The following is a 26,283-nucleotide window of genomic DNA, read 5'->3' as shown; positions in this document are numbered from 1 at the left end:
TGCTCTCCGCGCGAGCGGAGGTAGGTCGGCAAGGAGTCGGTCACCGTCACCCTGTCGCAATGTTCTCTCCGCACCAGCGAGCTGGTCGTCCTTGATATCGAGCGTGAGTTCCCCGTCTGTGTTCTCCTTCCTCAGCGGCGGAGGTGCCATTGGCGAGCATCTGCCCGTCGACGTCGTGCTCTCCGCCGCAGCGGAGTTGGGAGTCCGCTGCTCTGCTCAACGACGAGATTCGTCTCCCTCGCCGCACGCACCGAGCCGTGCCATCAAGCGACCGGGTGCGTCGGCAAGCATGTTGTTGAGCTGCTGGACGCCCGGGAGCTGGTCTGGATCTCGTGTCCGCGGCCAAGATCCGGGCCATTCCCGGAGCAAGTCGCCAACCGCTGCCGACAACGCTCCCGTCTCCGCAGGTCAGAGCAGGCGCCTCGCGTGTATCACCATGAGACGCGGTGGCCTCCGGGATGCACGGGGCAGGCACAGGGCGCAGAGACATCACCGCCCTCCTTGTCTCCCAGCGAGACGGAACCCAACCGGCACCAGACTGCCCGACCAAACAAGATCACCAAAGGCAGTCGCCGAATCCGCCAAGACCGCGTCGGAGTGGACCACGGCGGCACCATCCATGTGGACAAATACGATCAGGCCCTGAAAGCCGCGCATCAGGCCGGCTTCCCCCTGTTCTGCAAACCGGCCTCACTGCCTGGACCTGGTCCGTACCGGACAGTGCCGCCCTCGACTCGCCCGTCGAGGACGGTTTCCTGCTACTGGGGCAAAGGTGCGAGGGCCGCGGCCCCGCGCCTGGCGGCGAGGAGGAGGCCTGCCGCGATGACGGCCGAGGCCAGGCCGAGCAGACCGACGGCGGCGGCCAGGGTGCCGAGGGCGGACTCGGCCGCGATCAGCACCAGCGGGCAGATGAACTGACCGATGAAGAAGGACGCGGTCCACAGGCCGGTGCCACGGCCGCGGTCGGAGAAGTCCAGCTTGGACATGGCGATGGTGAGCAGGGAAGGCAGCAGGAGGCCGGTGCCGAGGCAGTTGAGTACGGCGCCGGCGATCAGCAGTGGCGCGCTGTTCGCGAGCCACATCACCGCGAACCCGGCCGCGCACAGGGCGAAGACGAGTGGCAGCCGGGGCCCCGGGGCTCCGCGCAGCTTGGCGAAGGTGATCGCGCCGGCCACGGTGGCGGCGCTGGCGATGGATGTGGCCGGCCCGATCACGCTGGTCGCCGTCACGCCGAGGTCGTCCAGCAGGTAGGCCATCTCCACCGGGACGGTGTAGAAGACGAGGGCCCCGAACATGGTGAGTCCGCAGATACCGGCCAGCTGTCTGAAGGGGAACGAGCGCTTCGGGACGGCTGTGGTGTCCGTGCCCTCCCCGTCCTCGGCGGCGGCACCGGTGGCCGCGGTCGGCTTCGGCAGCCCGATGGCCATCAGGGGGGCGATGAGCAGGCTGACGGCGTAGATCCAGAACGGGGTCCGCCAGCCGGCCGACCCCGCGGCACCGCCGATGACGAAGAAGGCGGTCGCGGAGGCGGAGGCGCACATGGTCTGGAGGGCGAGGTAGCGGTCCCGCACCCGGCCGGTGTAGTAGTCGCCGATGAGCGTGGTGCAGCAGGTCATGATGGCGGCCTCGGCGATGCCGACCAGGGCGCGGCTGGCCACGATGGCGCCCAGCGACTTCAGCCACAGCGGGGCGGTGCCGAAGACCGCGTACAGAACGGTCGCGACGATCAGCAGACGCTTGCGGCCGAGCCGGTCGACGATGACGCCCGCGAAGGGTGCCAGCAGGCCCAGCGCCAGGGCCGGGACGGTGAGGGCCATCGGAACCAGGGCGGCCGCGCCGGGCACGTCGGCGAAGTGCTCCTGCATCTTGGGCAGCACGGGCGCGATCAGGACGGCCCCGAGGATCGGCAGACAACTGCCGGCCATGAGGAGAGCGACGCGCAGCCGGTGCGCGGCACCGGACGTCGGAAGGGTCGCGAACGGCGGCTGCGCTGATTCCGCGGGAGCGGGCGGGGACGATGGCGATGGCACGGAAGAGGGCATGCGGGAACTCCATGTGGCGAGGGGACGGGCACGCCACCGGGGAACAGACACCCCGAGAGGGGGAGCGTGCGGAGGAACTGGGGTCGACTATGAGTGAGCGGCCCAGCCCTGCCTAGCCTCTGTCCGATCGATCTGCCGGATCGCGATCATCCTTGCCGTGGATGGTCTCCGCGACCCGTGCCGCCGTCTCCCGCAGCCAGATGTGCGCCGCGTCGTGCGTGTGGACCGGGTGCCACCAAAGGGCTTCCCGGAGTGGCACGGCGTCGTAGGGCGGTTCCATAACCCGTACGGGGACGAGTCCGTCCAGCCGGTCGGCGAGATGCCCCTGGATCAGGGCGACCCGGTGGGTGCCCGCGACTAGGAGGGGCATCAACTGGAAGCTGTCGACGGAGACTTCGACGTGCGGCTCGATCCCGAGCATGCCGATCTGGCGGGCGGCGGGCGCGTCGTACGTGCGCTGGTACGTCACCCACGGCAGCCGGGCCAGGTCGTCGAGGGTGAGCCGCTCGCCGACCTCGGGGTTGTCGTCGGCGACGAGATAGACCCAACGGTCCCGGTAGAGCTCCACGGCGGGAAAATCGCCGATGATGCCGTGCGGCAGCAGCAGCCCGTCGGCGGTGCTCAGCAGCGCCCCCGTGTTCTCGGTGATGTCCGTCGGGGACTGTCTGAAGCGCAGCCGGACCCCCGGCGCCTCGGTGTGGACGACACGGGCGAGGTCGGCGCCGAAGACGGCCACCGCGTAGTCGGAGGCGAGCAGGGTGAACTCGTGCTCCTCATGGGCAGGGTCGAACACCGCCTGGCTGGTGAAGACGCGTTCGAGCAGGTCGCAGGCGGTGACGGTGCGGTCGAGGAGGGCCAGGCCGAGGGCGGTCAGTTCGTAGCGTCCGCCGACCCGGGAGAGCAGGTCGTCGTCGAAGTGGCGGCGCAGCCGGGCCAGGGCGGCGCTCATCGCGGGCTGACTGAGGCCGATGCGCCGGCCGGCTCTGGTGACGTTGCGCTCCTCCAGGAGGGCGCGCAGGGCGACGACGAGGTTGAGGTCCAGGCTGGCCAGGTTCACGCGAAATCCCGGTACGGAGGAGGAGACTGCGGGCCCGGGTATTCGCCTCCTGGATCCAGAGCATCCAGGGAATCGATTTCCCCGATCGCAATTTACGGGCCAGATTGGTGGCACCGCAATCGGGAGGACAACTCCGTGAAATCCGCAGCCGCGTCGGCGCCCCTCTTCGCCGGTCCGTTCGCCATCGGCACTCTCTCCGCTCCGGGCGGCACCGCGTTCCCCGGCCTCGCGGTGCCGGACGGCCGCGTGCTCGACCTGCGTACGGCGCTGGCCGAGCCCGCGCTGACCACCCTCGCCCTCCTGGAACGCTGGGACGAGGAACTGCCGCGCCTGCACGGCTTCGCGGGCGATCCCGCCGGTGACTGGCTGCCGCTGGACAGCCTGTCCGTGCACGCGCCCGTCGAGCCCCGGCAGATCTTCCAGTCCGGCGCCAACTACCGGCAGCACGTGATCGACCTGGAGGTCGCGCACCGCGCCCCGGACGACCCGCGCACCGTCGAGGAGGCCCGAGCCGAGATCGCGGCGATCATGGACAAGCGGGCCGCCGAGGACCTCCCGTACGTCTTCATCGGCCTGCCGACCACGATCACGGGCCCCTACGACGACGTCGTCCTGCCCTCCTGGGCCAAGAAGCCCGACTGGGAGCTGGAGCTGGCCGCGGTGATCTCCCGCCCCGCCTACCGGGTCACGGTGGAAGAAGCCCTTGACCACGTCGCGGGCTACACCATCGCCAACGACCTCACCGACCGGGCCACCGTCTTCCGCCGGGACATGCCCGCCATCGGCACCGACTGGCTGCGCTGCAAGAACGCCCCCGGCTTCACCCCGCTCGGCCCCTGGATCGTCCCGACCGGGTCCGTCGCCGACCCGTCCGACCTGCGGGTCACCCTGAAGCTCAACGGCGACACCATGCAGGACGAGTCCACCAAGGACATGATCTTCGGCGTGGCACGGTTGGTCTCGTACATCTCCCAGACGGCCCAACTCCTGCCCGGTGACCTGGTGTTGACCGGCAGCCCGGCCGGGAACGGCATTCACTGGGGCCGGCTGCTGCGCGACGGCGATGTGATGGACGGATCCGTCACGGGGCTCGGTGCCCAGCGCACCCACTGCGTCGCGGAGGAGGCGCCGTGAGCGACCACGCCACCACTGTGCCCGACGCGAAGGACGCCGAGGGCACGATCGCCGAGGCCGCCAAGGCGTACTCGAACTGGGGCCGTTGGGGCGCGGACGACGTCCTCGGCACGCTCAACTTCCTGGACGCCGACAAGCGCCGCGAGGGCGCGGCCCTCGTCCGCGACGGCGTCAGCTTCTCGCTCTCCCAGCGCTTCGACATGAACGGCCCGCAGAAGGGTTGGCGGCGACGTACGAATCCGGTGCACACCATGCTCGACACCGGCACCGACGCGGCCCTGGGCAACCAGGGTTTCCCGCACGGCATCGGCGGCGCCGACGACATAATCGCGATGCCGCTGCAGTGCTCCACCCAGTGGGACGGTCTCGGTCACATCTTCGACCACGGCAAGGCATGGAACGGGCGGGCCGCCGACAAGGTCGTCACCTCCGACGGCGACCTCGTCACCGGCATCGAGCACATGGCGCCGCACGTGGCCGGGCGGGGCGTCCTCCTCGATGTGGGCCTGGTCGTCGGCCGCGACGGCGAACTGCCCGACGGTTTCGCCATCACCGAGGAGCACCTGACCTCCACCGCCGAGGCGCACGGCGTCACCGTCGGCCGCGGCGACCTCGTCCTCGTCCGCACCGGACGGCTGGCCCGCGCCCGGCGCGACGGCTGGGGCGAGTACGCGGGCGGTCCCTCGCCCGGGCTGAGTTTCACCACCGCCGGCTGGCTGCACCGCAGCGAGATCGCCGGGATCGCCACCGACACCTGGGGTTTCGAGGTCCGGCCCAACGAGTTCGACCACGCCTTCCAGCCGCTGCACCAGGTCGCCATCCCCAACATGGGCCTGCTCATCGGCGAGATGTGGGACCTCGACGCCCTGGCCGAGCACTGCGCGGCCGACGGACGGTACGAGTTCTGGCTCACCGCCGCTCCGCTGCCCATCACCGGAGCCGTCGGCTCCCCCGTGAACCCGATCGCCGTCAAGTAACGCCCCGTACGGGCCGAGTGGGCCGCCCCGACGGCCATATCCATGCCATATCCATGCCATCCGGCCCGCACCACCGCCCCCGCCGCTCGAAGTCGCGCGGCTCCACCGCAGGGAGACCCCATGACCGACCCCCGCCCCCGCTCCCGGCCCCGCACCGTCCTCGTCATAGGCGGCGGCGCCTCCGGCAACGCCGTGACCGTGCTGCTGCGGCGAGCGGGCATCACCGTGGACCTGATCGAGGCCAGGCCCGACTGGAACGTCCTCGGCTCCGGCATCACCCTCCAGGGCAACGCGCTGCGCGTACTGCGCGAACTGGGCGTGTGGGGCAAGGTCCGGGAGAGCGGCTACGCCTTCGACTCGGTGGGCCTGGCCACGCCCGACGGCCACGTGTTCCACGTCCAGCAGGACATCCGTACCGGCGGCACGGACCTGCCCGCGACCATCGGCATGCGGCGGCCCCGGCTCCAGGAGATCCTGTGCGAGGCGGTCCGGGCCAGTGGTGCGACGGTCCACCTCGGCACCACCGCCGACGAGCTGGTCCAGGACTCGGCGGGTGTCACCGCCCGCTTCAGCGACGGCACCGAGGGCCGCTACGACCTCGTCGTCGCCGCCGACGGTCTCAACTCCGCGACCCGCGCGATGATCGGCATCAGCGAGAAGCCCGAGCCGACCGGCATGGCCATCTGGCGCGTCGCCGCACCCCGCCCGGCGGGCGTGGAGCGCACGGACCTGGCCTACGGCGGGCCCTGCTACATCGCCGGCTACTGCCCCACCGGCGAGGACACCATCTACGCCTATCTCGTCGAGGCCAACCGCGACCGCGCGTCCATCGACCCGGCCTCCTACGCGGACGAGATGCGGCGCCTGGCAGCCCCGTACGGCGGCGCCTGGCCCGAGATCGCCGCGAGCATCACCGACCCGGCCGAGGTCAACTACACCTGGTTCGACCGGCTGCTCGTCGAGGGACCCTGGCACCGCGGCCGGGTCGTGCTGGTCGGCGACGCCGCCCACGCCTGCCCGCCCACCCTCGCGCAGGGCGCGGCCATGTCCCTGGAGGACGCCTCCGTACTGGCCGAGCTGCTGAGCGCGGAGGAGTCGTGGGACTCCCCCGGGTCTCCCGGGTCCCTCGACAACCTGCTGACCCGCTACCACGAGCGCCGCATCGACCGTGTCCGCATGGTCGTCGAGGCCTCGATGCAGCTCGGCCAGTGGCAGCTGGACGGCGTCCGCGACGCCGATGTCCCCGGCCTGATCGGCCGCACGATGTCCGTCCTGAAGGAGACCCCGTGACGACCCCGGACACTCCGGCCACCCCCACCGTCGACGTCCACGCGCACGTCCTGCTTCCGCAGGTCGAGAAGGCCGTCGCCGGACACCCCGGGCTGGCCGCCGCCCGCGCTCTCGACGCCCGCCGCAACGGCCCCGACGCGCTCGCCGTCAGCGGCCCGATGGTCCGCGACCGCATCCCTCTGCTGACCGACGTCAAGGCCCGGCTCACCGCGATGGACGCCTCCGGCGTCGACGTCCAACTCGTCTCGCCGTCCCCGTCGCACTACCACTACTGGGCCGACGAGGACCTCGCCCGCACGGTGTGGGAACTGGCCAACACCGGCACCGCCGCCCATGTCGCCCAGGCCCCCGACCGGCTGCACGGACTGGGCCTCGTCCCGCTCCAGCACCCGGACCTCGCCGTCGAGGCCCTCGACGACGCCCTCGGCCTGGGCCTGCGCGGAGTGGAGATCTCCAGCCACGCGCCCGGACGCGAGCTCTCGGACCCGGCGTACGACACGTTCTGGGCACTCGCCGAGACGACCGGGGCGGTGCTCTTCCTGCACCCCTTCGGCTGCACGCTCGACGAGCGCCTGAACCGCTGGTACCTGTCCAACACGGTCGGCCAGCCCACCGAGAACGCCGTCGCGCTCTCCCACCTCATCTTCTCCGGCGTACTGGACCGCTATCCCGGCCTGAAGGTGATCGCCGCGCACGGCGGCGGCTATCTGCCGACCCACATCGGCCGCTCCGACCACGCCTGGCGGGCCAGACCGGACACGCGGGGCTGCGCGTTGGAGCCGAGCAGCTACCTCAAGGGGCTGTACTTCGACTCGCTCGTCCACGACCCGCATGTTCTGCGCGAGCTGATCCGGGTGGCCGGCCCCGACCGGGTCCTGCTCGGCTCGGACTTCCCCTTCGACATGGGCACCGAGGACCCGGTCGGCGCGCTGCGCGCCGCCACGGACCTGCCCGACCCCCACTTCCACGCCGTACGCGGCGGCAACGCGGCAGCGCTGCTGCGCCTCTCCTGAGCCTGAGGAGCCCCGACATGACCGACGCCCGCCCCGGCCGCCTGCCGAACCACCCGCCCAACCGCCTGCTCACCCATCTGCGCCACGTCGACCTCGCCGTGCCCGACTACGACAAGCAGCTCGACTTCTACGCCGGAGTCTGGGGCCTGACGAAGGTCGCCGAGGACTCGGGCATCTCCTTCCTGGCCGCCGAGGGCAGCCCCGAGAGTTACGTCGTACGGCTCCGCAAGGCGGACGAGAAGCGGCTCGACCTCGTGTCGTACGGTGCCGCGTCGGCCGCCGACGTGGACACGCTCGCCGAGCAACTCCTCGCGGACCGCGCGCGGTTGATCTCGCAGCCGGGCAAGGTCGACACCCCCGGCGGCGGCTACGGCTTCCGCTTCTTCGACGGCGACGGCCGCACCGTCGAGGTCTCGGCGGAGGTCGAGGCCCGGCAGCACCGGCGTATCGAGGAGAAGGAGGCCATCCCGGTCCGTCTCTCGCACGTCGTCCTCAACTCCCCCGACCTGGACGCCACCCGCTCCTGGTACGAGCGCCACCTCGGCTTCCGGCTGTCCGACACGCTCAGCTCCCCGCACATGGGCCAGGTCATGCACTTCATGCGGATCAGCAGCCAACACCACTCGATGGCCATCGCCAAGGGCCCGCACACCTCCCTGCACCACGTCTCGTTCGAGCTGCGCGGCCTGGACGAGTACATGCGCGGCTCGGGGCGCGTGATGCGCTCCGGCGCCCGCAAGATCTGGGGACCGGGCCGGCACATGGCCGGCGACAACACCTTCACGTACTTCCTCGACCCGCACGGCAACACCGTCGAGTACACGACGGAGTTGGAGGAACTCGACGAGGACACCTGGCATCCGCACGTCTACGACTTCTCCCGGCCCGAGGTCACCGACCAGTGGGGCACGGCGAACCCGATGAACGAGCTGATCGCCAAGGAGTCCTTCAACGACGTCGACCCCGGCGTCTTCGTCGCCCCGCCGGTCTGATCCCCCTCTGCTCCGGGGGCGCGGAAAAGTCCATGCCTGACTCCCGCCGCGCCCCCGGTCCACTCCTACGCCACACCCCAGGACCGCCATGCGCTTCGCCACGTACGAACACCACGGCCGCCGCAGCGTCGCCACCGTCGACGACGACGACACCCTCCACCCCGTCCCCGGCCACGACTCGCTGCTCGACCTGCTCCGGGCGGGCCCCGAGGCCCTGCGCGAGGCGGGCAACGCAACGCTGGACGCACCGGACGTGCCGGGCTGCCCGCATGTCTCGGAGGTGCGGCTGCTGCCGCCTCTCCAGCCGCCGTCCGTACGGGACTTCGTCACCTTCGAGGAGCACGTCGAGGGGGTACGACGCAGCATCGACAACGCGGCCGGGGTCCCCGACGCCTGGTACGACGCGCCGACCTTCTACTTCACCAACCCGTACGCCGTCATCGGCCCGCACGACGACGTGCCCGTGCCGCCCGGCTCCTCGGTCCTGGACTTCGAACTCGAAGTCGCCGCCGTCATCGGCGTCGAAGGCCGCGACCTCACACCCGAGCAGGCCCGCGACCACATCATCGGCTACACCATCTTCAACGACTGGTCCGCCCGCGACCTCCAATCCGCCGAGATGAAGGTGGGGTTGGGCCCCTGCAAGGGCAAGGACACCGCCGCCACCCTCGGCCCGTACCTGGTCACCGCCGACGAGCTGGAGCCGTACCGGGACCGCGACGGTTTCCTGCGGCTGGCGCTGACCGCCTCGGTGAACGGCGAGGTGGTCGGCGAGGACCTGCTGTCCAACATGAGCTGGACCTTCGAGGAGATGGCCGCCTACGCCTCGCGCGGCACATACGTCCGTCCCGGCGATGTGCTCGGCTCCGGCACCTGCGGCAACGGCGGCTGCCTTGCCGAGCTGTGGGGCGTACGAGGCCGACAGGATCCGCCGCCGCTGAAGCCCGGCGACACCCTCACCCTCACCGTCGAGGGCATCGGCACTGTCTCCAACACCGTCGTGCCCGGCGCCGGACCGATACCGATCCCCCGGGCCCACAAGCGCCCGCGGCTGCGCCCGTGAACGGCGGGGCCGTGAACCGGCTGGACGGCAAGGTCGTCGTCGTCACGGGAGCCGCGCGCGGGCAGGGCGCGGCCGAGGTCGAGGCGCTGACCCGGGCGGGGGCGGTGGTCGTCGCCACCGATGTGACCCGGGCTCCGGGCTGTCTGCGCCTGGACGTCACCGACGCGGCGGAGTGGGCGACGCTCGCCGAAGGGCTGCGTCGCCAGTACGGAGAGGTCCACGGCCTGGTCAACAACGCCGGCATCACCTGGCGCGCGCGGCTCCACGAGGTCACGCCCGAGGACTTCGACCGCGTCCACGCGGTCAATGTCACCGGCCCGCTGCTGGGCATCCGGCACCTGGCGCCGTTGATGCCGCCGGGCTCGTCGATCGTCAACATCGGCTCCGCCGCCGGGCTCACCGGGCACTACCCGGTCGCGTACACGGCCAGCAAGTGGGCGCTGCGTGGCCTGTCGAAGGCGGCCTGTGTCGAGCTGGGCCCGCGGGGCATCCGCGTGAACACCGTCCATCCCGGCTTCATCGAGACCGAGATGACCGCCTCCGCCGCGCCCGCCTTCCGCGAGGCGAACATCCGCGAGACGCCGCTGGCCCGCACCGGCACCGTCGACGAGATCACCCCGCTGGTGGTCTTCCTCCTCTCCGACGACGCGTCCTTCATCACCGGCGCCGAGATCCCCGTCGACGGCGGCTTCACCGCCCACGGCGGCGCCAAGTCCATCTCCGACGCCCTGCGGCCGGCCCCCGACTGACCTCACCCCCTGCCTGACCTCCGACTGAAAGGACCCATACGTGAACAAGGTGAGCGCGAGCGCCGCCGCGGCGGTCGCCGACATCCCCGACGGGGCCTCGCTGGCAGTCGGCGGCTTCGGCCTGTCCGGCATACCGGCCACCCTCATCGACGCCCTGCACGCCCAGGGCGCCACCGGCCTGAAGGTCGTCTCCAACAACTGCGGTGTCGACGGCCGGGGGCTGGGCGTTCTCCTCGCCGAGGGCCGCGTCAGCCGTGTGACGGGCAGCTACGTCGGGGAGAACAAGGAGTTCGCCCGCCAGTACCTCAGCGGTGAACTGGAGGTCGAGCTCGTCCCGCAGGGCACCCTCGCCGAGCGGCTGCGAGCCGGCGGCGCCGGCATCCCGGCCTTCTACACCCCGGCGGGCGTGGGCACACAGGTCGCCGACGGCGGTCTGCCCTGGCACCACGCGGCAGACGGCAGCATCGCCGTCGCCTCTCCGGCGAAGGAGTCCCGCACCTTCGCCGGTCGCGACCACGTCCTCGAACACGGCATCACCACCGACTACGCCCTCGTCCACGCGTGGCGCGGCGACACCCACGGCAACCTGGTCTTCAACAAGGCCGCCGACAACTTCAACCCGCTGGCCGCCATGGCGGGCCGGATCACCATCGCCGAGGTCGAGGAACTCGTCGAGCCGGGCGCCCTCGGCCCCGACACGATCCACGTCCCCGGCATCTTCGTCCAGCGGGTCGTGGCCCTCGCCCCCGCCCAGGCTGCCGACAAGCACATCGAGCACCTTCGAATCTCCGCGTCTTCGACACGAGGGACCGTACGCACATGAGCTGGACCCGCGACCAGATGGCCGCCCGCGCCGCCGCCGAGCTGAGCGACGGCAGTTACGTCAACCTCGGCATCGGCCTGCCCACTCTCATCCCCGGCCACCTCCCACCCGGAGTGCACGTCGTCCTGCACTCCGAGAACGGCATCCTCGGCACCGGTCCGTACCCCCGCGAGCACGAGGTCGACCCCGACCTCATCAACGCGGGCAAGGAGACCGTCACCGTCCTCCCCGGCGCCTCCTTCTTCGACTCCGCGCTCTCCTTCGGCATGATCCGGGGCGGCCACATCGACACCGCCGTCCTCGGCGCGATGCAGGTCTCCGCGACCGGCGACCTCGCCAACTGGATGATCCCCGGCAAGATGGTCAAGGGCATGGGCGGTGCGATGGACCTCGTCCACGGCGCCCGCCGTGTCATCGTCCTCATGGACCACACCGCCAAGGACGGCAGCCCCAAGATCCTCGACGAGTGCACCCTGCCCCTCACCGGCAGGGCCTGCGTCCACCGCGTCATCACCGACCTCGGCGTCATCGACGTCACCGACAGCGGCCTGCTCCTCGTCGAGGCCGCCCCCGGCGTCACGCCCGAGGCCATCACGGCGGCCACTGCCGCGAAGCTGCACACCGCCACCTGAGGCACACTGACCTGGCCGCGGCGCACAGCCGGGCCAATAACGGGCCTCGCCTGTGACCTACCCGGACGCTGGTGTGTGGCACGTTTCGCTCGTATTCCGGTCCCACGCCCTATGCGGACTCACAGCCCAAGCATCAAGCGGCGTCGGCGAACAGCCCCTGTATCGATTTTCACGCCGGCGGGGCATCACCGCAGGTGAACGGTCGACTCCTATAGATCGTCAAGCGGTTGGAGATGTCGATGGTGCGCCACTGAAGGCGCTGGTGAGGTGGCGGTAGACCTCGCGCGCGATGAAGCGCTCGAGGCATCTCAAGATGTCCTTCGTCTTGAGCCCTTCGAGGGTGCGACGTAGTCGCGGGTGCGTGGGTCGTGACGCATGCGAACCAGCACGATGGTGTGCAGCGCGCGGTTGGCCTGGCGGTCGCCCCCGCCTCGGTCAAGCTCCTGCGCACAGCGCGGGCGCGCGCCGCCTCGACGGCGCGGCCTGCCTCCTGTCTCCGCCCCGGCTGGCCGCGCCCGGCGGCGCGCTGCGTGCAGCGGGCAAGCACGAGAAAGCCTGCACAGCCCGGAAGGCGGACACGGCGGCATCGCTGAGCGGCTTACGTGGCACGAGCGCGGCCGTCTGCGGCCATAGTGGTAGTGCTGTCGATCAGGCCAGCTGCGGGAGGGGTGGCGTCCGGGCCAGGCGATGTCTCCGGGCGGAAAAGACTGGCGGGGCCGAGCGTCGTACCGCCACCGTCACGGATGTGGGAGCGTGAGCGGACCACCCCAGAGAAATCGGCTGAGGGGGAGCTGGCTGCTGCCGCGCTGTGGCCGAGCCCGTCGTGGGCGCTCCGCTAGGCGCACCGCCGTGGGGCTGCAGGATCACTGATGCCTAATCAGGTCTGATTGCGACGTTTGGCTTCGGGCGACCTGAAACAAGGGTGTACGACTGAGTGCCGGTCTAGATCCAAATACCTCGGCATCAACGCCATCCGCCGCGGCCCCGCACAGCGAGCCGGGTACCGTATGCCCGAACAGCACACCGCCGGACCACACGCGGGTGTGGTCGGGACCGACGGAGAGGGCTGGTAGGAAAGCTATGGAAGAGCCGCGTCGCCTCGGCGGCCGGTACGAGCTGGGCCATGTGCTCGGCCGTGGCGGCATGGCAGAGGTCTACCTGGCGCACGACACCAGGCTCGGCCGCTCCGTGGCGGTGAAGACGCTGCGCGCGGACCTCGCACGCGATCCGTCCTTCCAGGCCCGGTTTCGCCGGGAGGCCCAGTCGGCCGCCTCGCTCAACCATCCCACGATCGTCGCGGTGCACGACACGGGCGAGGACCACATCGACGGGGTCTCGATCCCGTACATCGTGATGGAGTACGTCGACGGGTCGACGTTCCGCACGCTTCTTCACAGCGGCCGCAAGCTGCTGCCGGAGCGGTCCATGGAGATGACCATCGGCATCCTCCAGGGCCTGGAGTACTCCCACCGCGCCGGAATCGTCCACCGCGACATCAAGCCCGCGAACGTCATGCTGACGCGCAACGGCCAGGTCAAGGTCATGGACTTCGGCATCGCCCGCGCCATGGGTGACTCCGGCATGACGATGACGCAGACCGCCGCGGTCATCGGCACCGCCCAGTACCTCTCCCCGGAGCAGGCGAAGGGCGAGCAGGTCGACGCGCGCTCGGACCTCTATTCGACCGGTTGCCTCCTCTACGAGCTGCTGACCGTACGTCCGCCCTTCGTGGGCGACTCCCCGGTCGCGGTGGCCTACCAGCACGTACGCGAGGAGCCGCAGCCGCCGAGCGTCTTCAACCCCGAGATCACGCCCGAGATGGACGCGATCGTGATGCGGGCGCTGGTCAAGGACCCGGACTACCGCTATCAGTCCGCCGACGAGATGCGTTCCGACATCGAGGCCTGCCTCGACGGCCGGCCGGTCGCCGCCTCAGCGGCCATGGGCTCCGTCGGCTACGGCGGCTACCCCGGCGATCAGCCGACGACGGCTCTGCGCACGGACTCCGGCGCCGGCGCGACCACGATGCTGCCGCCGATGAACCGCTACGACCAGCGCCCGGACCGCCGCCGGCAGAAGAAGAACAACAACACGTCGACGATCCTGCTGGTCGTGGCCGGTGTGCTGCTGCTCGTCAGCGCGATCCTCATCGGCAAGTGGCTGGGCAAGCAGTTTTAGTCTGAAAGAGCGCTTTGTCCCGCCGGTCGTAACCACTGGCACTGACAGCGCCACGAGGCTCCGACCGAGTACCGCACCGGGCCGCCCCTGGGCCGTGCGAGGCCGACCGGCGGCGAAAGGCGACACCCACAGGTGACCGCCTCCACCCCGCTCTGGCCTGGGCTGGCGGAGTTGATCTGCGAGACCGGAAGGGTTATGCCTGCACCCGGAGAACTGAGCTGAAGTGCGCTAATCCCAATGCCGTGACTCTGTTGGTGATCTTCGGCGAGTGCTGACAGTCGCTTCGGTCGGTGCTTCAGTGGAGGCAGCGGGGTGGTGCCGAGGTCGGGGCGGGCCTGATGTCGTTGCAGCCGAGGGACTACCAGCGGATTCCGGCGCGGACGGTGCGCACGGCGTGGGCGGCGTGCCCGAAGGGAACCCCCGCGATGCTGGTGCGGGATCGCCTCGATGTGCTGTTCGAGGACGAGGAGTTCGTGGATCTCTATCCCGCTGATGGGCGGCCGGGGTTCTCGCCGGGGCAGCTCGCGCTGGTGTCGGTGCTCCAGTTCGCCGAGGACCTGTCGGACCGGGCGGCTGCTCAGGCGGTGCGCACTCGGATCGACTGGAAGTACGCCCTGGGGCTGGAGTTGGAGGACACCGGGTTCGACTACTCGCTGCTGAGCGATTTCCGAGCCCGCCTGGTGCAAGGCGACGCGGCGGACCGGATGTTGCGTGTGATGCTCAAGCGGTTGACCGAGGCGGGATTGCTGAGGGCTGGCGGGCGGCAGCGTACCGATGCGACGTATGTCCTGGCCGCCGTGCGACGGCTCAGCCGCCTGGAGCTGGCCGGGGAGAGTCTGCGGGCCGCCCTTGAGGGACTGGCTGAGATCGCGCCGGAGTGGCTGCAGCCACTGATCGAACCCGAGTGGGACAAGCGGTACGGGCGGAAGATCGAGATCAGGAAGGTGCCCGGTGGACCGGAGGCCGTGATCGCGCGGGCGGAGACTTTCGGACGGGACGGGCAGAAGGTGCTGGCCGCCCTGTGGTCCCCCGACGCACCGGGCCGGCTGCGAACTCTGCCCCAGGTGGAGGTTCTGCGGCAGGTGTGGGTTCACCACTACTACTGGGACGAACAAGGACAGCTCCGCTGGCGCGACGGGCACGCGCTGCCACCGGCGAGCCTGCGCTTCGATTCCCCCTACGACACCGACGCGCACTACTGCACCAAGAACGGCACCGAGTGGAGCGGCTACCGCGTGCACTACACCGAGACCTGCGAGGAACAGCGGCCCGAGATCGTGGTGCACGTGGCCACCACGATCGCCCCGGTCCAGGACGGCCAGCTCACCGAGCAGATCCACGACGACCTGGCCCAGGCCGCCCTGGTCCCGGCCGAGCACGTGGTCGATGCCGCCTACATCACCCCGGCCCGCGTCCAACGCGCCCAGCAGACCCATGGGATCACGCTGCTCGGCCCGATCGTCGCCGACCACAGCCAGCAGGCCAAGAGCGGCGAGGGCTTCGGAAAGTCCGCCTTCACGATCGACTGGGATCTACGGCAGGCAACGTGCCCCCGCGGAAAGACCAGCACCCCGGCGAGGACGCTCCGCATCAAGGGCCACGAATACCTCCAGTTCCGCTTCGCCAAGGCCGACTGCCTGGCCTGCCCGGACCGCCACCCGTGCACCGCCTCGGCCACCAGGCCCCGCTCGATCGCCCTGCTCCCACGGCCGCTGCACGAGATCCAGGTCCAAAACCGCCTCGACCAGCAGACCGAGCAATGGCAACGACGCTATGCCATCCGCGCCGGCATCGAGGCGACGCTCTCCCAGACCGTCCGGAGCAACGGCCTACGCCGCACCCGCTATCGAGGGCTCGCCAAGACGCACGTCCAGCACGTACTCACCGCCATAGCCTGCAACCTCACCCGCACCGCCGACTGGATCGCCGAAACACCCCGTGGACGCACACGATCAAGCCGATTCCACACCCTCTGCACCGCAGCCGCCGGATGACTCCTGAAGATCACCAACAGAGTCATGCCGTTGCTTTATGCAGTCGCGGGGTGGGGCCGTTGGATGCGGACTGCTCGGGTGCCGGTGTGGGTGGGTTGGGGCCAGGTGTGGTGTTCGGCCCGTTTGAGCCGGTAGTTGGACATCTTGCGCTTGATGACGCGGGGCTGGCTGCGCAGGCGTCTGTGCGGCAGGAGGCGTTCGAGCAGGTCATGCTGGAGCAGGACGAGGGTTCTGACCAGCAGCTCAGGGGGAAAAACTGCCCGGCGTGACGGTCACGCTGCGCCGGGCGGAGCGCAGAGTTTCGGTGAAGGAGATCCGGTCGGCGTCCAGGCCCCGGGTGGCGGCGGTTCTGGCCATCAGCTCACGCAGTGCGTGGTGGACGAGCAGGTGGGCCCAGATCTGCTGCACGACACCGTCGGGGGTCTTGCTGCTCAGCACCGTGCGGCCCCCGCGTTGATGGGTCTTGAGCTCGGCAAAGACGGCTTCTGCTTCCCAGCGCTCTTGGTAGAGCGCGGCCAGCTGGCGGGCGGGATAGCGGCGGGCATCGCTCAGGGTGGTCACCAGCCGGTAGTCCTCGGCCGCCCGGCCGGTGCCGTGCAGCTGGTAAGCCACCACCCGCACCGTGACCGGATCGGTGTGAGTGCGGTCGCCGGCGGCGTGGATGCGCGAAAGCCACGATCCATCACGCAGCATCCGGTCGACGGGCAGGACCCGGTTGGCGGGCACCCGCCACAACAGATCGGCACCGCTGCTGGTGAAGGCCCGCCACAACGGCACGCCCAAGAACTCCCGGTCGGCCAGGATGAGTTGACCGGGTCCGCAGGATCGGCAATCGGTTGACCAGGGTGACTTCGCCAGTGCGGCAGCCGGCCAGTTCCGCGTCCAGCACGAGGTGGGTGCCCACCTCGATCAGGCAGGCCATCCGGACCTGCGGAAAGCAGGACTTGTCGTGGCCGCTGCTGTTTCCGGGACGGCCGAAGGCGGCCTCGTTCGCCGGGCTGTCGGCCACGTCCCAGCAGGTGGCATCCACCGCCAGCAGCCGCAGTCCGCGCCAGAAGCAGCCCGGAGCAGCCTGGGTGCCCATCGGCTTGGCGGTCGTGGCAAACAGCACCCGTAGCGGCTCCGATCCCAGCCGCTGACGGGCCCTGAACAGCGACGACTTCGCCGGGATGTGCCACTCGCCCAGCAGTCCCCGGCCTCGCAGGCCCTCGACCAAGTGCCGCATCACTTCCAAATACGGCGCCGGTGAGAACAGGGCCAGTGCGAGCACGAACTACACCACCAGCCGGGCCGGCAGCAGGCGTCTGCGATGCTCCGAACGACCACAGGCGGCCACCACACGATCCACCAAACCCGGCGGACACACCCAGGTCAGCAGGCTCAACCCCGATAACTCACCGACATCTGCAGACACCCGAACCACCCCCGGAAGCACTGCACAGCAGCGTACGCCGACCAGCTAACGCAACGGCATTGGCCTTAGCCCAGCGCCACCGCCAGCGTCCCGGTCCGCCCGGGATCGGGTGTGGTGTGCGTCCAGCCCCGGTCCGAGGCGGTGCTGCTCCAGCGCCGGCCGTCGAACGTCACGGATGTGGCGTGCAGTTCGGTGGCGTGGCAGACCAGCCACAGGGCGAGGGACCAGCCCGTGGAAGGCTGATCGGTCGGGATCGGGTAGCTGACGCTGCCGCCGTCGGTCGTGGGCAGGGCGGCCGGCGCGCCGCCGAACTCCCGCCGGACGGCTGCCGCGACACCGCCACCGTCACCGGCCTCGCTCGCGGCGCCCGCCGCACCGCTCCCTGCGTCGGAGGGAGTTGGATTGGCCCCGCTCACCGTGCAGCTCAGTGCCGGCCCCTCCCGCCCCGTCAGCACGTCGGCCAGTGTCGCCGCCACGGCCTCGTGCTGGGCGTATGCCTGTGGGTAGCCGCTGTGCTGGACCTGCTGCGCGGCGACGGTGACCGGCAGGCCGCGGTAGTCCGGCACCTTGACCAGCGCGTCGAAGAACCTGCCCGACGTGTAGACGGGGTCGCTGATCTGTGCGGGGCTGCCCCAGCCCTGGGACGGGCGCTGCTGGAACAGGCCGAGGGAGTCCCGGTCCCCGTACGTGAGATTGCGGAGTTTGGACTCCTGGATCGCGGTCGCCAGGGCGATGGTGACGGCCCGTTCCGGCAGACCGCGGGCGTGGGCCACGGCCGCGATGGTCGCGGCATGGGACGCCTGGTCCGGGTCGAGCGTGACGGTCGTGCCGTGTGGGCCGTGGGCCGTGCATTCATCGGGAGTCGCCGGGCGGAGGAAGCGGACGGCGAGATAGCTCACGAGCGCCATGACCACGCCCACCCCGATCACCACCGCCCACGCCCTGCGGCGCCCAGTCCCGCGTGCCGTCACGTCGACCCTCCTCTTACCTGGCCTCGGCTAGAGTTCAGTTGCATTGTTGCGCAACCATATAACTCTGTTGGCCGTGTCCCTGAGCGGGATCCGAGGCGGTGGACCCGAACGAGGGGGAAGGCATGACTGGTCGGCGTGGACCGGCGAAACTGGGCGTGGGGGCGGGCCGGTCGGGGCGCCTGAGCGACCGGGGACTGGAACTGGCCCTGCTGCTCGGCGCGATCCTCATCTGCGTGTTCGGCTACGCCGAGACAGCCCTCGCCCTCACCGGAAAGCTACCGGCCGGCATGGCGACGACGTGCGTGGCAGCGGCCGTACTGCCCCTGGTGTGCCACGTCGTCATACGCCGGTTCGCGCCGCACGCCGATCCGCTGATCCTGCCGCTGGCCACCCTGCTCAGCGGTCTGGGGCTCGTCCTCATCCACCGGCTCGACCTCGCCTACGCGGCCCACTACCATCACGCGACGGCCGCGGCGTCCGGGCAGCTGATGTGGTGCGCCATCGCCGTGATGGTGTTCGCCGCGGCGGTGGCCCTGCTCAGGGACCACCGCAGGCTCCAGCGCTATCCGTACGTCACGATCACCATGGGCCTGGTCCTGCTGATGGCGCCGGCCTTCTATCCCGGTGACGTCTACGGCGCCAAGCGGTGGATCTTCATCGGGCCGCTGTCCTTCCAGCCCGGCGAGTTCGTGAAGATCATCATCGTGGTGTTCTTCGCCGGATACCTGACGCTGCGCAGGGACGCCCTCGCCCTCGCCGGACGGCGGCTCATGGGCATGTACCTGCCGCGCGGGCGGCAACTCGGCCCGGTCGCGGCCGTGTGGATCCTGAGCCTGCTCGTCCTGGTCTTCGAGCGCGACCTCGGCACCTCGCTGATCTTCTTCGGCCTGTTCGTGATCATGCTGTACGTCGCCACCGAGCGGACCAGCTGGGTGGTGTTCGGCGTCGCGATGTTCGCCGTCGGCGCCTTCGTCGTCGGTTCCTTCGAACCTCACGTCCACGGCCGTGTCGTCGCCTGGCTGCACCCGATGGACATCTTCCTCCCGCCCGACAAGCGCCCGCCGGGGTTGATCTCGGACCAGGCCGCCCAGGCCCTGTTCAGCTTCGGCTCGGGCGGCATCCTCGGGACCGGCCTCGGCGAGGGCCACCCGGAACTCATCGGCTTCGCCGGGCGCAGCGACTTCATCCTCACCACGGTCGGCGAGGAACTCGGCCTGGTAGGGGTGACGCTCGTCATCCTGCTCTACGCGTTGCTCGCCGAACGCGGCCTGCGGACGGCCCTGACGGTCACCGACCCGTTCGGCAAGTTGCTCGCCGGCGGCCTGGCCTCGGCGCTCGTCCTCCAGGTCTTCGTCGTCGTGGGCGGGGTCACCGGACTCATCCCGCTCACCGGCAAGGCCCTGCCGTTCCTCGCCCAGGGCGGCTCGTCCATGGCCGCCAACTGGCTGCTGGTCGGCGTCCTGATCAAGGTCAGCGACACGGCCCGGCGGCCCCCGCCAGCCCCGGCCGCCGATGTCAGCGCCGCTGAGACGCAGTTCGTACGGCCGTGAGCCTCTCATCCCCCTCGGCGAAAGAGCGGAGCCGCTGATGATCAGGCTCTCCCGCGTAGGCGAGCCAGGCGCTGTAGAAGAACTCTTCCCACGACGGCTCTCCTTCCGGAACACCTTCCCCGGATAGTGCCAGGCGGGTCCACACCCAGCACCCGCGGCACCGCCCAGACCAGCTCCGGCAGCGCCATCACCAGGCGCAGCACGGTCATCCGGCTGACCACGAAGCCCAGCAGCAGCACCAGCCGGGCCACAGCGCGGGCGGCCGAGACGCGTACGACGCCCGTGGTGGCCGCGAACGCACGGCTCGTTCGCGGCCACCCGTCCCTCGACTATTCCAATAGTCCACAAGGCGGCTAGAGACCTTCAATAGCTGAGGTTACGGCGGTTGAAGGTCGAGGCGGGTCTTGGGGATGAGGCCGTCGATGAGGCCGGGTCGGTACTGACTCCATCACCCGGAGCTTGCCGACCACTCGAAGCCAACGCTCCGTCGCCAGCGGTTCGTCGACATCCGACCCCGGTCCGGTCACGGACCTGTGAATCCTGAGGTCCACTGTCGACGATGGTCAGTGGTGCATTACACGCACACTCCGCGCTGCTCCGGTCCTCGTATGGTTCCTGGCCGAAGTGCCGTGTCACGAGCGCCGGTGAGAGGCCGGCCGCGGCCGCCACCCAGCTCGGCAGCGCCCAGTGCCGCCGGACCGATCCGGACGGTCGGCTCGATCCAGTCGGCGCCTTCGGGGCCGGCGGCGCCGAACGCTCCGCGATGCCCGCGCCGACGAACGCAGCGACCAGCCGACGAGGGTCGTCTGCCGAGTCCGTCCATCTCAGCTGCGTCCGCAAGGGGACGGCACATTCGCTTCGGCTGCGCTTGGGTGAGACGCGGGGAGTCGTTCAAGGCTCTCCTCCAGCTCGTCGAGGGCCTGTCTCGCCTTGGCGATATGAACGCGCAGTTCGTGCTCAGGAGCGTCGGTTGCACCCGCGAGGGCCGCGCCGGCCGAAATCTCCTCGGCTTCGTCCGCCTCCATCTCGCGCGCTTCATCCAGCGAGGTGATGACGACGCCGATGAGGACATTGACGAGGACGAAGGAGGCGAGCAGGACGTAGGAGGCGTAGTAGACGATGCTCCAGCGCGAGATCTCCAGGCCGGCATGGACGGCGTCGCCGATGCCGTCCAAGGTCATGAGGAGGAAGAGGGTGAGGACGGAGCGACCGATGGAGCCGTAGTGCTCCGGGTCGTAGCGGGCGAAGAAGACCCAGCCCACCATCGCGTAGACGTAAAGCAGCAGCGCACCGACGAGGAGGAAGCTCAGCGTGCCGGGGAGGCTGCGACCGACCGCGACCAGCACGATCCGCAGCTGCGGCAGGAAGCGGGCGGTGCGCAGCACGCGAGCCAGCCGCAACAGCCGCAGCACGGTGGTGTTCTCGCGGACGACGGGCAGGAACGCGCTCAGGACCACGGCGAGGTCGAAGAGGTTCCACGGGTCGCGGAAGAAGTCCTTCGGACGGTCGGCGTGCGCGGCGATCCTCAGCAGGATCTCCACGGTGAAGGCCGCGACGCAGGCGTGTTCGGCCAGGCGTAACCAGCCGTGCCAGTCCTCCACCAGTCCGGTGTACGTCTCGACACCGAGCAGTGCGGCATTGGTGAGAATCAGGGCGAAGACGGTGACGGCGAACCACCGTGCCTCCGTGACCGTACGACACCGCCGCGTCAGGACCTCACCTGCGGACTTCATCTCGGCCGTTACGTCCGTCATCCTGCTCTGTTCCTCCGCGCAGCACACTGTTCCCGGCCAACCAGGCCGGAACGCAGGCTTGTTGAGCGATCATGCCCTGGGAGAGACTTCTACAGCACTGTAGATAGAGATGCGTAGCCGGTACGCCATATCGGCCCCTGCCCACCCCTGGGAGAGACCTGATGTTCGGGCTGAGCGAACTGGCCGTGATCCTCGTCGTCGTCATCGTGGTCCTCGGGATCAAAAAGCTGCCCGAGCTGACGCGTTCGGCAGGCAAGGCGGCCCGGATCTTCAAGAGCGAGGCCAAGGCACTCAAAGAGCAGGACTCCCCCGGCGCGGCGTCCGGCTCAGAGCACGTGGTCTCCGGCACCGCCGTCGAACGCAACGAGCCGTCCCCGCGCTCCTGACGACTGCTGCCGGGCGCATCGATCGGGGGCCGTACGGAGCGCGCCGAACGCCCGGCGGAAACCGGAACGCTCGATGCGAACCTGGTTGCTACGCCGCCGTCCGGCAGTTCGACGGTGACACGGTCGCCGATGGCGGGGAAGCATCCCAGCCGGTCGACGGTCAGGCCGGCCACCGTGTCGTAGTCGTCCTCCTCGGGCAGCACGATGCCCGTGACTTCGGCCACCTCGTCGAGACGACGCCCGGCATCCACCGGCCAGCCGTCCCCGTCCGCGACGGCCAACTCGGTGACGCTGTCACTCTCGTCGCCGATGTCGCCCACCAGTTCCTCGGCGATGTCCTCATAGGTGACGATGCCTGCCACGCCGCCGTGCTCGTCCAGGACCACGGCGAACTCATCGTCCTGTTCCCGCACCCGCTCGACCGCGTTCGGAAGAGGCAGCGTGTCCGGCAGCAGCAACAGACGCCGAGCGACCGCGCCCGCCTTCAGCTGCGTAAGGCGGTCGGCGGGCAGCCGCATCAGTTCACCCACGCCCAGCACGCCCGTGTTGTCGTCGGGGTGATCGCCGAGCCAATGCCAAGTGTCCGGCGATCGCGTTGGTGGCCCTGGCAGACCGGAGCGCGCCTCATGTGGGTTGCGCAGGCAAGGCGACTGCCGCGCATGCCAGGCTCACCCGCCACCCGCCACCCGCTTCCAGTGGCATGAAGCCTCGCTGGTAGACGCGTCGCGCGGGTCGCGCCCGGAGGAGTGAAGCCCCGCCGCCCGCTTACGGGGGGGGCCGCGGACGGCGGGGGGCTGTGGGCAACGTCAGACGTTGACGCCGAAGTCGGAGGCGATACCGCGCAGACCGGAGGCGTAGCCCTGGCCGACGGCACGGAACTTCCACTCACCGCCGTGCCGGTACAACTCGCCGAAGACCATCGCGGTCTCCGACGAGGCGTCCTCGGACAGGTCGTAGCGGGCGATCTCCTGGCCGCCCGCCTGATTCACCACGCGGATGAACGCGTTGCGCACCTGTCCGAAACTCTGCCCGCGCGTGTCCGCCTCATGGATGGACACCGGAAAGACGATCTTGGCGACTTCGGCAGGCACGGCGGTCAGATTGACCTTGATGGACTCGTCGTCCCCTTCGCCCTCGCCGGTGAGGTTGTCTCCGGTGTGCTCGACCGAGCCGTCCGGGCTCTTCAGGTTGTTGTAGAAGACGAAGTGCTGGTCGGAGAGCACCTTGCCGGCTTCGCTGCACAGCAGGGCGGATGCGTCCAGGTCGTAGTCCGCACCAGTGGTGGTGCGGACGTCCCAACCCAGGCCCACCAGCACCGCGGTCAGGCCGGGCGCCTCCTTGCTGAGCGACACGTTGCCGCCCTTGGACAGGGAAACTCCCACGGTTCGTCCTCCCGGCTCTGGGCTGTCTGTACGGTCTCTGAATCCCACGCCGAGCCTACCGCCATGGTCCCGATGTTTGCGCAACATCTAAAGTGTTGATGCCGGGAGCGCCCCGGCGACCACCGGCCGCGTAGCCGCGAAGGCGAGGAGCGCAGATGTTCTCCGATGTGGGGCCATTGGAACTGGTGACGCTGGCAGTTCTCGCAGTCCTTCTGTTTGGGCCGGACAAGTTGCCGGAAGTCATCCAGAACGTGACGGCGTTCATCCGCAAGTTCCGCGAGTTCTCCGAGAACGCGAAACAGGAGATCCGCTCCGAACTGGGCCCGCAGTTCAAGGACTTCGAGTTTGAGGACCTGCACCCGAAGACGTTCGTGCGCAAGCACGTGCTGGACGGCGACGACCTCGGCCTCGACGAGATCCGCAGCGCCCTCGACCCGAGGAAAGAGCTCGCGGAGGTGTCCGACGCGGTGCGCGAGGCAGCGGACACCTCCGAGGCAGATACGGCCGCACCAGCGCACGTGAACCTGACAAAGGATGCGGGGGCCGATTCGGCCGCACGCGCATCGTTCGATCCCGATGCCACGTGACGCCTCGATTCGCCAAGGATTCGCGGGTCACATGCCGCCGTGATTCACTTCACATTAATTCAAAGGTTGCGCAATCTGTAAAGTGTCTCATGACACAGGCGGCCAGGCCGGGTTGGAAGCAGCAGTGCTCGACGGGCCCCGCAGGCGGGCTCAAGACGCGGGTCACCGACCGGCCGCAGGTGATCCAGGTGACGTACTCCTGCGAATTGGACACACCGTCGGGTGGTGTGCGCGCAGCGGCGCTGTACATCTACCGCCGCGACTTCGACGTGAACACCCTCCGCTGGGCCGCACGGCATCCCATCATCCCCGGGGTCTCGGCGGGATCTCTGTTCTACGTCATCGAGTCTCTGCCCTACGAGGGCCCCGTCGGCACCCTGCCGTTCGCAGGAGCCATCGGCCTCGTCTTCCTTCTCACCGCCCTCAGCGAGAAGCGTGACGGAAGCTCAACCTGCCGCTCTGCTCCGGTACGGACACGGTGCGGTAGGCGGGATCCGCTACGGCGTCCAGCTCACCGGCTTCCCCGCCCTGCCCGGTCTGCAACGGCTGACGGTCTTCGCCGCGCACGTCTTCAGAACAGCACCATCCGCCCGGCAGTGCCTCGCCCGTGAGACACGTCGTTGACGCCGTCGCCCAGGAAACCGGTCGTGCGCCCGCCGACGCGCAGGGCGGTAGTGATCCGGGCCTTGCGCTCCGGCATGCAGCGGGCGAAGACAGTGGTACGGCAGGCGAGTTCGGTGAGCTCAATATCCTGCCGTCGCGGTCTCAGGCACCGATCTCGCGAAGTCGGCGTACCGGTGCGGACGATTCCTCCGCACGTGCGGCCAGCTGGCCGACCATCAGCCGGACTACGGTCACGACATCGGGGTCATCGACGTAGTAGACCTGACGTCGGCCTTCGCGGCGGGCCCGGACGAGACCGGCGAGTTTGAGTTTCGTCAGATGCTGGCTGACCGCGGGCAGGGACCCGCCCACCCGGTCCGTGAGGTGGGTGACATCACTCTCGCCCTGTGCCAGGACCCACATGATGTGCAGCCGGGCCGAGGACGCCAGCAGCCCGAACGCGGCGGCGGCCTCAGCCAGTACCCCGGCGGGCGGGTCCTCGAAGCCACCTACGTCTGCCGCCACGGCCCTCTCCCGTCCCGCCCGGGTCACCGTCCCCGCGCCTGTGGCGGCCCAGTCTATGCGTCGAGCCCCGGGCAGCCGTGCTTCTCCGGGATGGCCGCCCCGTGCCGGCCGTCCGACAGAACGGGCGCCCTGGGGCTGTTGCGGATAACCGGGGACAGCAAAAAGATGATCTTCCCGTGCAACCACAGGCGCCTGGCAGCGCGTCCACTGGGCATCTGCAGTTTGCGCAATTGAGCAACAGAAGGCACGGCCGACAAGGAGACGACGACATGGGCATCATCGGCTGGATCATCCTCGGGCTTCTCGCGGGAGCGATTGCCAAGATCCTGCTGCCCGGCCGCGATCCGGGCGGTTTCATCGGTACGACGCTCATCGGTGTCGCGGGCGCCTTCGTGGGCGGCTGGATCTCAGCCCGGTTCTTCGACCGCCCCGTGGAGAAGCAGTTCTTCGACCTGACCACCTGGGGCGCGGCCATCGGCGGCTCCCTCGTCCTGCTCATCGGGTACCGCATCCTGTTCGGCAACTCGCGGGACTGACCGGCTACTACGGCTTCCGGCCCTCGACAGTCGGGCTACAGGTGAGCGCTGATGGCGGGCAGCAGGTCCTGGAACGTCCGGCCGGCCGCGGGCTCGCCGAGGGCCTGCAACTGCCAGGAACCACCCTTGCGGTGGAACTTGGCCATGATCTGCGCCGTATGGGTACCGCCGCCGCTGAGGGTGTAGCGCGCCAGTTCGGTGCCGGTGGTTTCGTCGACCAGTCGGCAGAAGGCGTTTTCCACCTCGGCGAACGTCTGGCCGGTGAAGGAGTTGACGGTGAAGACGATCTGGTCGACGTGCGCGGGCACGCGGGCAAGGTCGACGAGAATGGTCTCGTCGTCACCGGCGCCCGCACCACCCGTGAGGTTGTCCCCGGTGTGTCGGACGGATCCGTCGTCGCTGACCAGGTGCTGGAAGAAGACGACGTCGGACAACTGACGGCCGGCGAAGAGCAGGGCCGAGGCGTCCAGATCGATATCGCGCGGCCCGGTCAGCTTGGCCAGGAAGCCCTTGCGGGGAGCGGCCCGCCAGCCCAGCCCCATGCGTACGGAACTCAGTGCGCTGCCATCGGACTTGCTCAGGCTGACCTGCTGGCCCTTGCTCAGGTTGACCGACATGCGTCATCTCGCTT

The 26,283-nt window shown here is 69.6% G+C and carries 23 protein-coding genes and 3 pseudogenes; 16 read left to right on the top strand and 10 right to left on the bottom strand.

Annotation, left to right across the window (positions count from 1 at the left end; genetic code table 11):
* Nucleotides 1-758 precede the first annotated feature (758 nt).
* Together FNV62_RS51160 and FNV62_RS51155 are read right to left on the bottom strand one after the other, a co-directional pair.
* Nucleotides 759-2,042 carry an MFS transporter gene (locus tag FNV62_RS51160; protein WP_143604743.1) on the bottom strand — a complete coding sequence of 428 codons (1,284 nt, stop codon included), beginning with the start codon at nt 2,040-2,042 and terminating at the stop codon, nt 759-761.
* Nucleotides 2,043-2,154: 112 nt separating this feature from the next.
* Nucleotides 2,155-3,099 carry a LysR family transcriptional regulator gene (locus FNV62_RS51155; RefSeq protein ID WP_144316270.1) on the bottom strand — a complete coding sequence of 315 codons (945 nt, stop codon included), beginning with the start codon at nt 3,097-3,099 and terminating at the stop codon, nt 2,155-2,157.
* Nucleotides 3,100-3,234: 135 nt separating this feature from the next.
* Here FNV62_RS51155 and FNV62_RS51150 point away from each other — a divergent pair, with 135 nt between their 5' ends.
* The 11 genes and pseudogenes from FNV62_RS51150 to FNV62_RS51095 all read left to right on the top strand — a co-directional run bounded on the left by FNV62_RS51150 (nt 3,235) and on the right by FNV62_RS51095 (nt 15,944).
* Entirely contained in the window at nt 3,235-4,233 is a 999-nt protein-coding gene (locus FNV62_RS51150) for a fumarylacetoacetate hydrolase family protein (protein WP_143604741.1), read from the top strand.
* Nucleotides 4,230-5,210 carry a cyclase family protein gene (locus FNV62_RS51145; protein WP_143630229.1) on the top strand — a complete coding sequence of 327 codons (981 nt, stop codon included), beginning with the start codon at nt 4,230-4,232 and terminating at the stop codon, nt 5,208-5,210. The genes FNV62_RS51150 and FNV62_RS51145 overlap by 4 nt, the downstream gene beginning before the upstream one ends.
* A gap of 120 nt (nt 5,211-5,330) precedes the next feature.
* Nucleotides 5,331-6,500 (top strand): FAD-dependent oxidoreductase, encoded by a 1,170-nt coding sequence (locus tag FNV62_RS51140; RefSeq protein WP_144316269.1) that lies wholly within the window; start codon nt 5,331-5,333, stop codon nt 6,498-6,500.
* On the top strand, nt 6,497-7,513 hold the full coding sequence (locus FNV62_RS51135) for an amidohydrolase family protein (protein ID WP_143630225.1): 1,017 nt from the start codon (nt 6,497-6,499) through the stop codon (nt 7,511-7,513). The genes FNV62_RS51140 and FNV62_RS51135 overlap by 4 nt, the downstream gene beginning before the upstream one ends.
* Nucleotides 7,514-7,530: 17 nt before the next feature.
* Complete coding sequence (locus FNV62_RS51130; RefSeq protein ID WP_143630223.1) at nt 7,531-8,505, top strand: VOC family protein; 975 nt, start codon at nt 7,531-7,533, stop codon at nt 8,503-8,505.
* Between the two features lie 88 nt (nt 8,506-8,593).
* Nucleotides 8,594-9,568, top strand: coding sequence for a fumarylacetoacetate hydrolase family protein (locus tag FNV62_RS51125; RefSeq protein WP_143630221.1), 975 nt, complete (start codon nt 8,594-8,596; stop codon nt 9,566-9,568).
* Entirely contained in the window at nt 9,565-10,317 is a 753-nt protein-coding gene (locus FNV62_RS51120; protein WP_143630219.1) for an SDR family NAD(P)-dependent oxidoreductase, read from the top strand. The genes FNV62_RS51125 and FNV62_RS51120 overlap by 4 nt, the downstream gene beginning before the upstream one ends.
* Before the next feature lie 40 nt (nt 10,318-10,357).
* Entirely contained in the window at nt 10,358-11,140 is a 783-nt protein-coding gene (locus tag FNV62_RS51115; RefSeq protein ID WP_143630217.1) for a CoA transferase subunit A, read from the top strand.
* The gene (locus FNV62_RS51110; RefSeq protein WP_143630215.1) at nt 11,137-11,772 is read left to right on the top strand and encodes a CoA transferase subunit B; all 636 of its coding nucleotides are present in this window, start codon (nt 11,137-11,139) and stop codon (nt 11,770-11,772) included. Before FNV62_RS51115 ends, FNV62_RS51110 begins: the two co-directional genes overlap by 4 nt.
* A 1,080-nt stretch (nt 11,773-12,852) precedes the next feature.
* Nucleotides 12,853-13,932, top strand: a pseudogene (gene pknB / locus FNV62_RS51100) (Stk1 family PASTA domain-containing Ser/Thr kinase); the annotation flags it as partial.
* Nucleotides 13,933-14,288: 356 nt separating this feature from the next.
* The gene (locus tag FNV62_RS51095) at nt 14,289-15,944 is read left to right on the top strand and encodes an IS1182 family transposase (protein ID WP_143611788.1); all 1,656 of its coding nucleotides are present in this window, start codon (nt 14,289-14,291) and stop codon (nt 15,942-15,944) included.
* A 243-nt stretch (nt 15,945-16,187) separates the two neighbouring features.
* Here FNV62_RS51095 and FNV62_RS56525 read toward each other — a convergent pair whose 3' ends face one another.
* From FNV62_RS56525 to FNV62_RS51085, 3 genes and pseudogenes are all read right to left on the bottom strand, one after another.
* A complete protein-coding gene (locus tag FNV62_RS56525) occupies nt 16,188-16,721 on the bottom strand; it encodes a transposase (protein ID WP_240361548.1) in 534 nt (177 codons plus the stop codon).
* Nucleotides 16,627-17,280, bottom strand: a pseudogene (locus FNV62_RS56520) (transposase domain-containing protein). Before FNV62_RS56520 ends, FNV62_RS56525 begins: the two are co-directional and overlap by 95 nt.
* A 143-nt stretch (nt 17,281-17,423) precedes the next feature.
* Nucleotides 17,424-18,266, bottom strand: a complete 843-nt coding sequence (locus FNV62_RS51085; protein ID WP_413083926.1) for a hypothetical protein — start codon at nt 18,264-18,266, stop codon at nt 17,424-17,426.
* A 185-nt stretch (nt 18,267-18,451) separates the two neighbouring features.
* Here FNV62_RS51085 and FNV62_RS51080 point away from each other — a divergent pair, with 185 nt between their 5' ends.
* Entirely contained in the window at nt 18,452-19,879 is a 1,428-nt protein-coding gene (locus tag FNV62_RS51080) for an FtsW/RodA/SpoVE family cell cycle protein (protein WP_143604732.1), read from the top strand.
* 824 nt (nt 19,880-20,703) lie between these two features.
* Here the strand turns inward: FNV62_RS51080 and FNV62_RS51075 are convergent.
* Nucleotides 20,704-21,633, bottom strand: a complete 930-nt coding sequence (locus FNV62_RS51075; RefSeq protein WP_143630214.1) for an ion transporter — start codon at nt 21,631-21,633, stop codon at nt 20,704-20,706.
* 161 nt (nt 21,634-21,794) lie between these two features.
* Here FNV62_RS51075 and FNV62_RS51070 point away from each other — a divergent pair, with 161 nt between their 5' ends.
* Complete coding sequence (locus FNV62_RS51070) at nt 21,795-22,019, top strand: twin-arginine translocase TatA/TatE family subunit (RefSeq protein WP_079089155.1); 225 nt, start codon at nt 21,795-21,797, stop codon at nt 22,017-22,019.
* A gap of 86 nt (nt 22,020-22,105) precedes the next feature.
* On the opposite strand, the pseudogene FNV62_RS51065 reads toward FNV62_RS51070, so the two are convergent.
* Together FNV62_RS51065 and FNV62_RS51060 are read right to left on the bottom strand one after the other, a co-directional pair.
* A pseudogene (locus tag FNV62_RS51065) lies at nt 22,106-22,588 on the bottom strand (transporter associated domain-containing protein); the annotation flags it as partial.
* Nucleotides 22,589-22,825: 237 nt separating this feature from the next.
* The gene (locus FNV62_RS51060) at nt 22,826-23,401 is read right to left on the bottom strand and encodes a TerD family protein (protein WP_143604731.1); all 576 of its coding nucleotides are present in this window, start codon (nt 23,399-23,401) and stop codon (nt 22,826-22,828) included.
* Nucleotides 23,402-23,556: 155 nt separating this feature from the next.
* Between FNV62_RS51060 and FNV62_RS51055 the strand changes: the two genes are divergently transcribed.
* On the top strand, nt 23,557-23,988 hold the full coding sequence (locus FNV62_RS51055; protein WP_143630212.1) for a sec-independent translocase: 432 nt from the start codon (nt 23,557-23,559) through the stop codon (nt 23,986-23,988).
* 435 nt (nt 23,989-24,423) lie between these two features.
* Entirely contained in the window at nt 24,424-24,612 is a 189-nt protein-coding gene (locus FNV62_RS51050; protein ID WP_164657678.1) for a hypothetical protein, read from the top strand.
* Between the two features lie 141 nt (nt 24,613-24,753).
* On the opposite strand, the gene FNV62_RS51045 is transcribed toward FNV62_RS51050, so the two are convergent.
* Entirely contained in the window at nt 24,754-25,116 is a 363-nt protein-coding gene (locus tag FNV62_RS51045) for an ArsR/SmtB family transcription factor (RefSeq protein ID WP_143604729.1), read from the bottom strand.
* A 269-nt stretch (nt 25,117-25,385) separates the two neighbouring features.
* Between FNV62_RS51045 and FNV62_RS51040 the strand changes: the two genes are divergently transcribed.
* On the top strand, nt 25,386-25,652 hold the full coding sequence (locus FNV62_RS51040; RefSeq protein WP_097282100.1) for a GlsB/YeaQ/YmgE family stress response membrane protein: 267 nt from the start codon (nt 25,386-25,388) through the stop codon (nt 25,650-25,652).
* Nucleotides 25,653-25,687: 35 nt separating this feature from the next.
* On the opposite strand, the gene FNV62_RS51035 is transcribed toward FNV62_RS51040, so the two are convergent.
* Entirely contained in the window at nt 25,688-26,269 is a 582-nt protein-coding gene (locus FNV62_RS51035; protein ID WP_143604728.1) for a TerD family protein, read from the bottom strand.
* Nucleotides 26,270-26,283 lie beyond the last annotated feature (14 nt).

This window comes from Streptomyces sp. RLB3-17 (assembly GCF_007113425.2).
Classification (GTDB): domain Bacteria; phylum Actinomycetota; class Actinomycetes; order Streptomycetales; family Streptomycetaceae; genus Streptomyces; species Streptomyces mirabilis_D.
Note: the sequence above shows the minus strand (reverse complement) of the source record. Positions and strands in the feature narration are given on the sequence as shown.

What these genes read in the sequence shown, in the direction of transcription:
- FNV62_RS51055 (WP_143630212.1), top strand. Translation starts at nt 23,557, where the DNA reads ATGTTCTCCGATGTGGGGCCATTGGAACTGGTGACGCTGGCAGTTCTC.
- FNV62_RS51095 (WP_143611788.1), top strand. Translation starts at nt 14,289, where the DNA reads ATGTCGTTGCAGCCGAGGGACTACCAGCGGATTCCGGCGCGGACGGTG.
- FNV62_RS51110 (WP_143630215.1), top strand. Translation starts at nt 11,137, where the DNA reads ATGAGCTGGACCCGCGACCAGATGGCCGCCCGCGCCGCCGCCGAGCTG.
- FNV62_RS51140 (WP_144316269.1), top strand. Translation starts at nt 5,331, where the DNA reads ATGACCGACCCCCGCCCCCGCTCCCGGCCCCGCACCGTCCTCGTCATA.
- FNV62_RS51035 (WP_143604728.1), bottom strand. Translation starts at nt 26,269, where the DNA reads ATGTCGGTCAACCTGAGCAAGGGCCAGCAGGTCAGCCTGAGCAAGTCC.
- FNV62_RS51070 (WP_079089155.1), top strand. Translation starts at nt 21,795, where the DNA reads ATGTTCGGGCTGAGCGAACTGGCCGTGATCCTCGTCGTCGTCATCGTG.
- FNV62_RS51075 (WP_143630214.1), bottom strand. Translation starts at nt 21,633, where the DNA reads ATGACGGACGTAACGGCCGAGATGAAGTCCGCAGGTGAGGTCCTGACG.
- FNV62_RS51130 (WP_143630223.1), top strand. Translation starts at nt 7,531, where the DNA reads ATGACCGACGCCCGCCCCGGCCGCCTGCCGAACCACCCGCCCAACCGC.
- FNV62_RS51040 (WP_097282100.1), top strand. Translation starts at nt 25,386, where the DNA reads ATGGGCATCATCGGCTGGATCATCCTCGGGCTTCTCGCGGGAGCGATT.
- FNV62_RS51125 (WP_143630221.1), top strand. Translation starts at nt 8,594, where the DNA reads ATGCGCTTCGCCACGTACGAACACCACGGCCGCCGCAGCGTCGCCACC.
- FNV62_RS51085 (WP_413083926.1), bottom strand. Translation starts at nt 18,266, where the DNA reads ATGGCGCTCGTGAGCTATCTCGCCGTCCGCTTCCTCCGCCCGGCGACT.
- FNV62_RS51080 (WP_143604732.1), top strand. Translation starts at nt 18,452, where the DNA reads ATGACTGGTCGGCGTGGACCGGCGAAACTGGGCGTGGGGGCGGGCCGG.
- FNV62_RS51160 (WP_143604743.1), bottom strand. Translation starts at nt 2,042, where the DNA reads ATGCCCTCTTCCGTGCCATCGCCATCGTCCCCGCCCGCTCCCGCGGAA.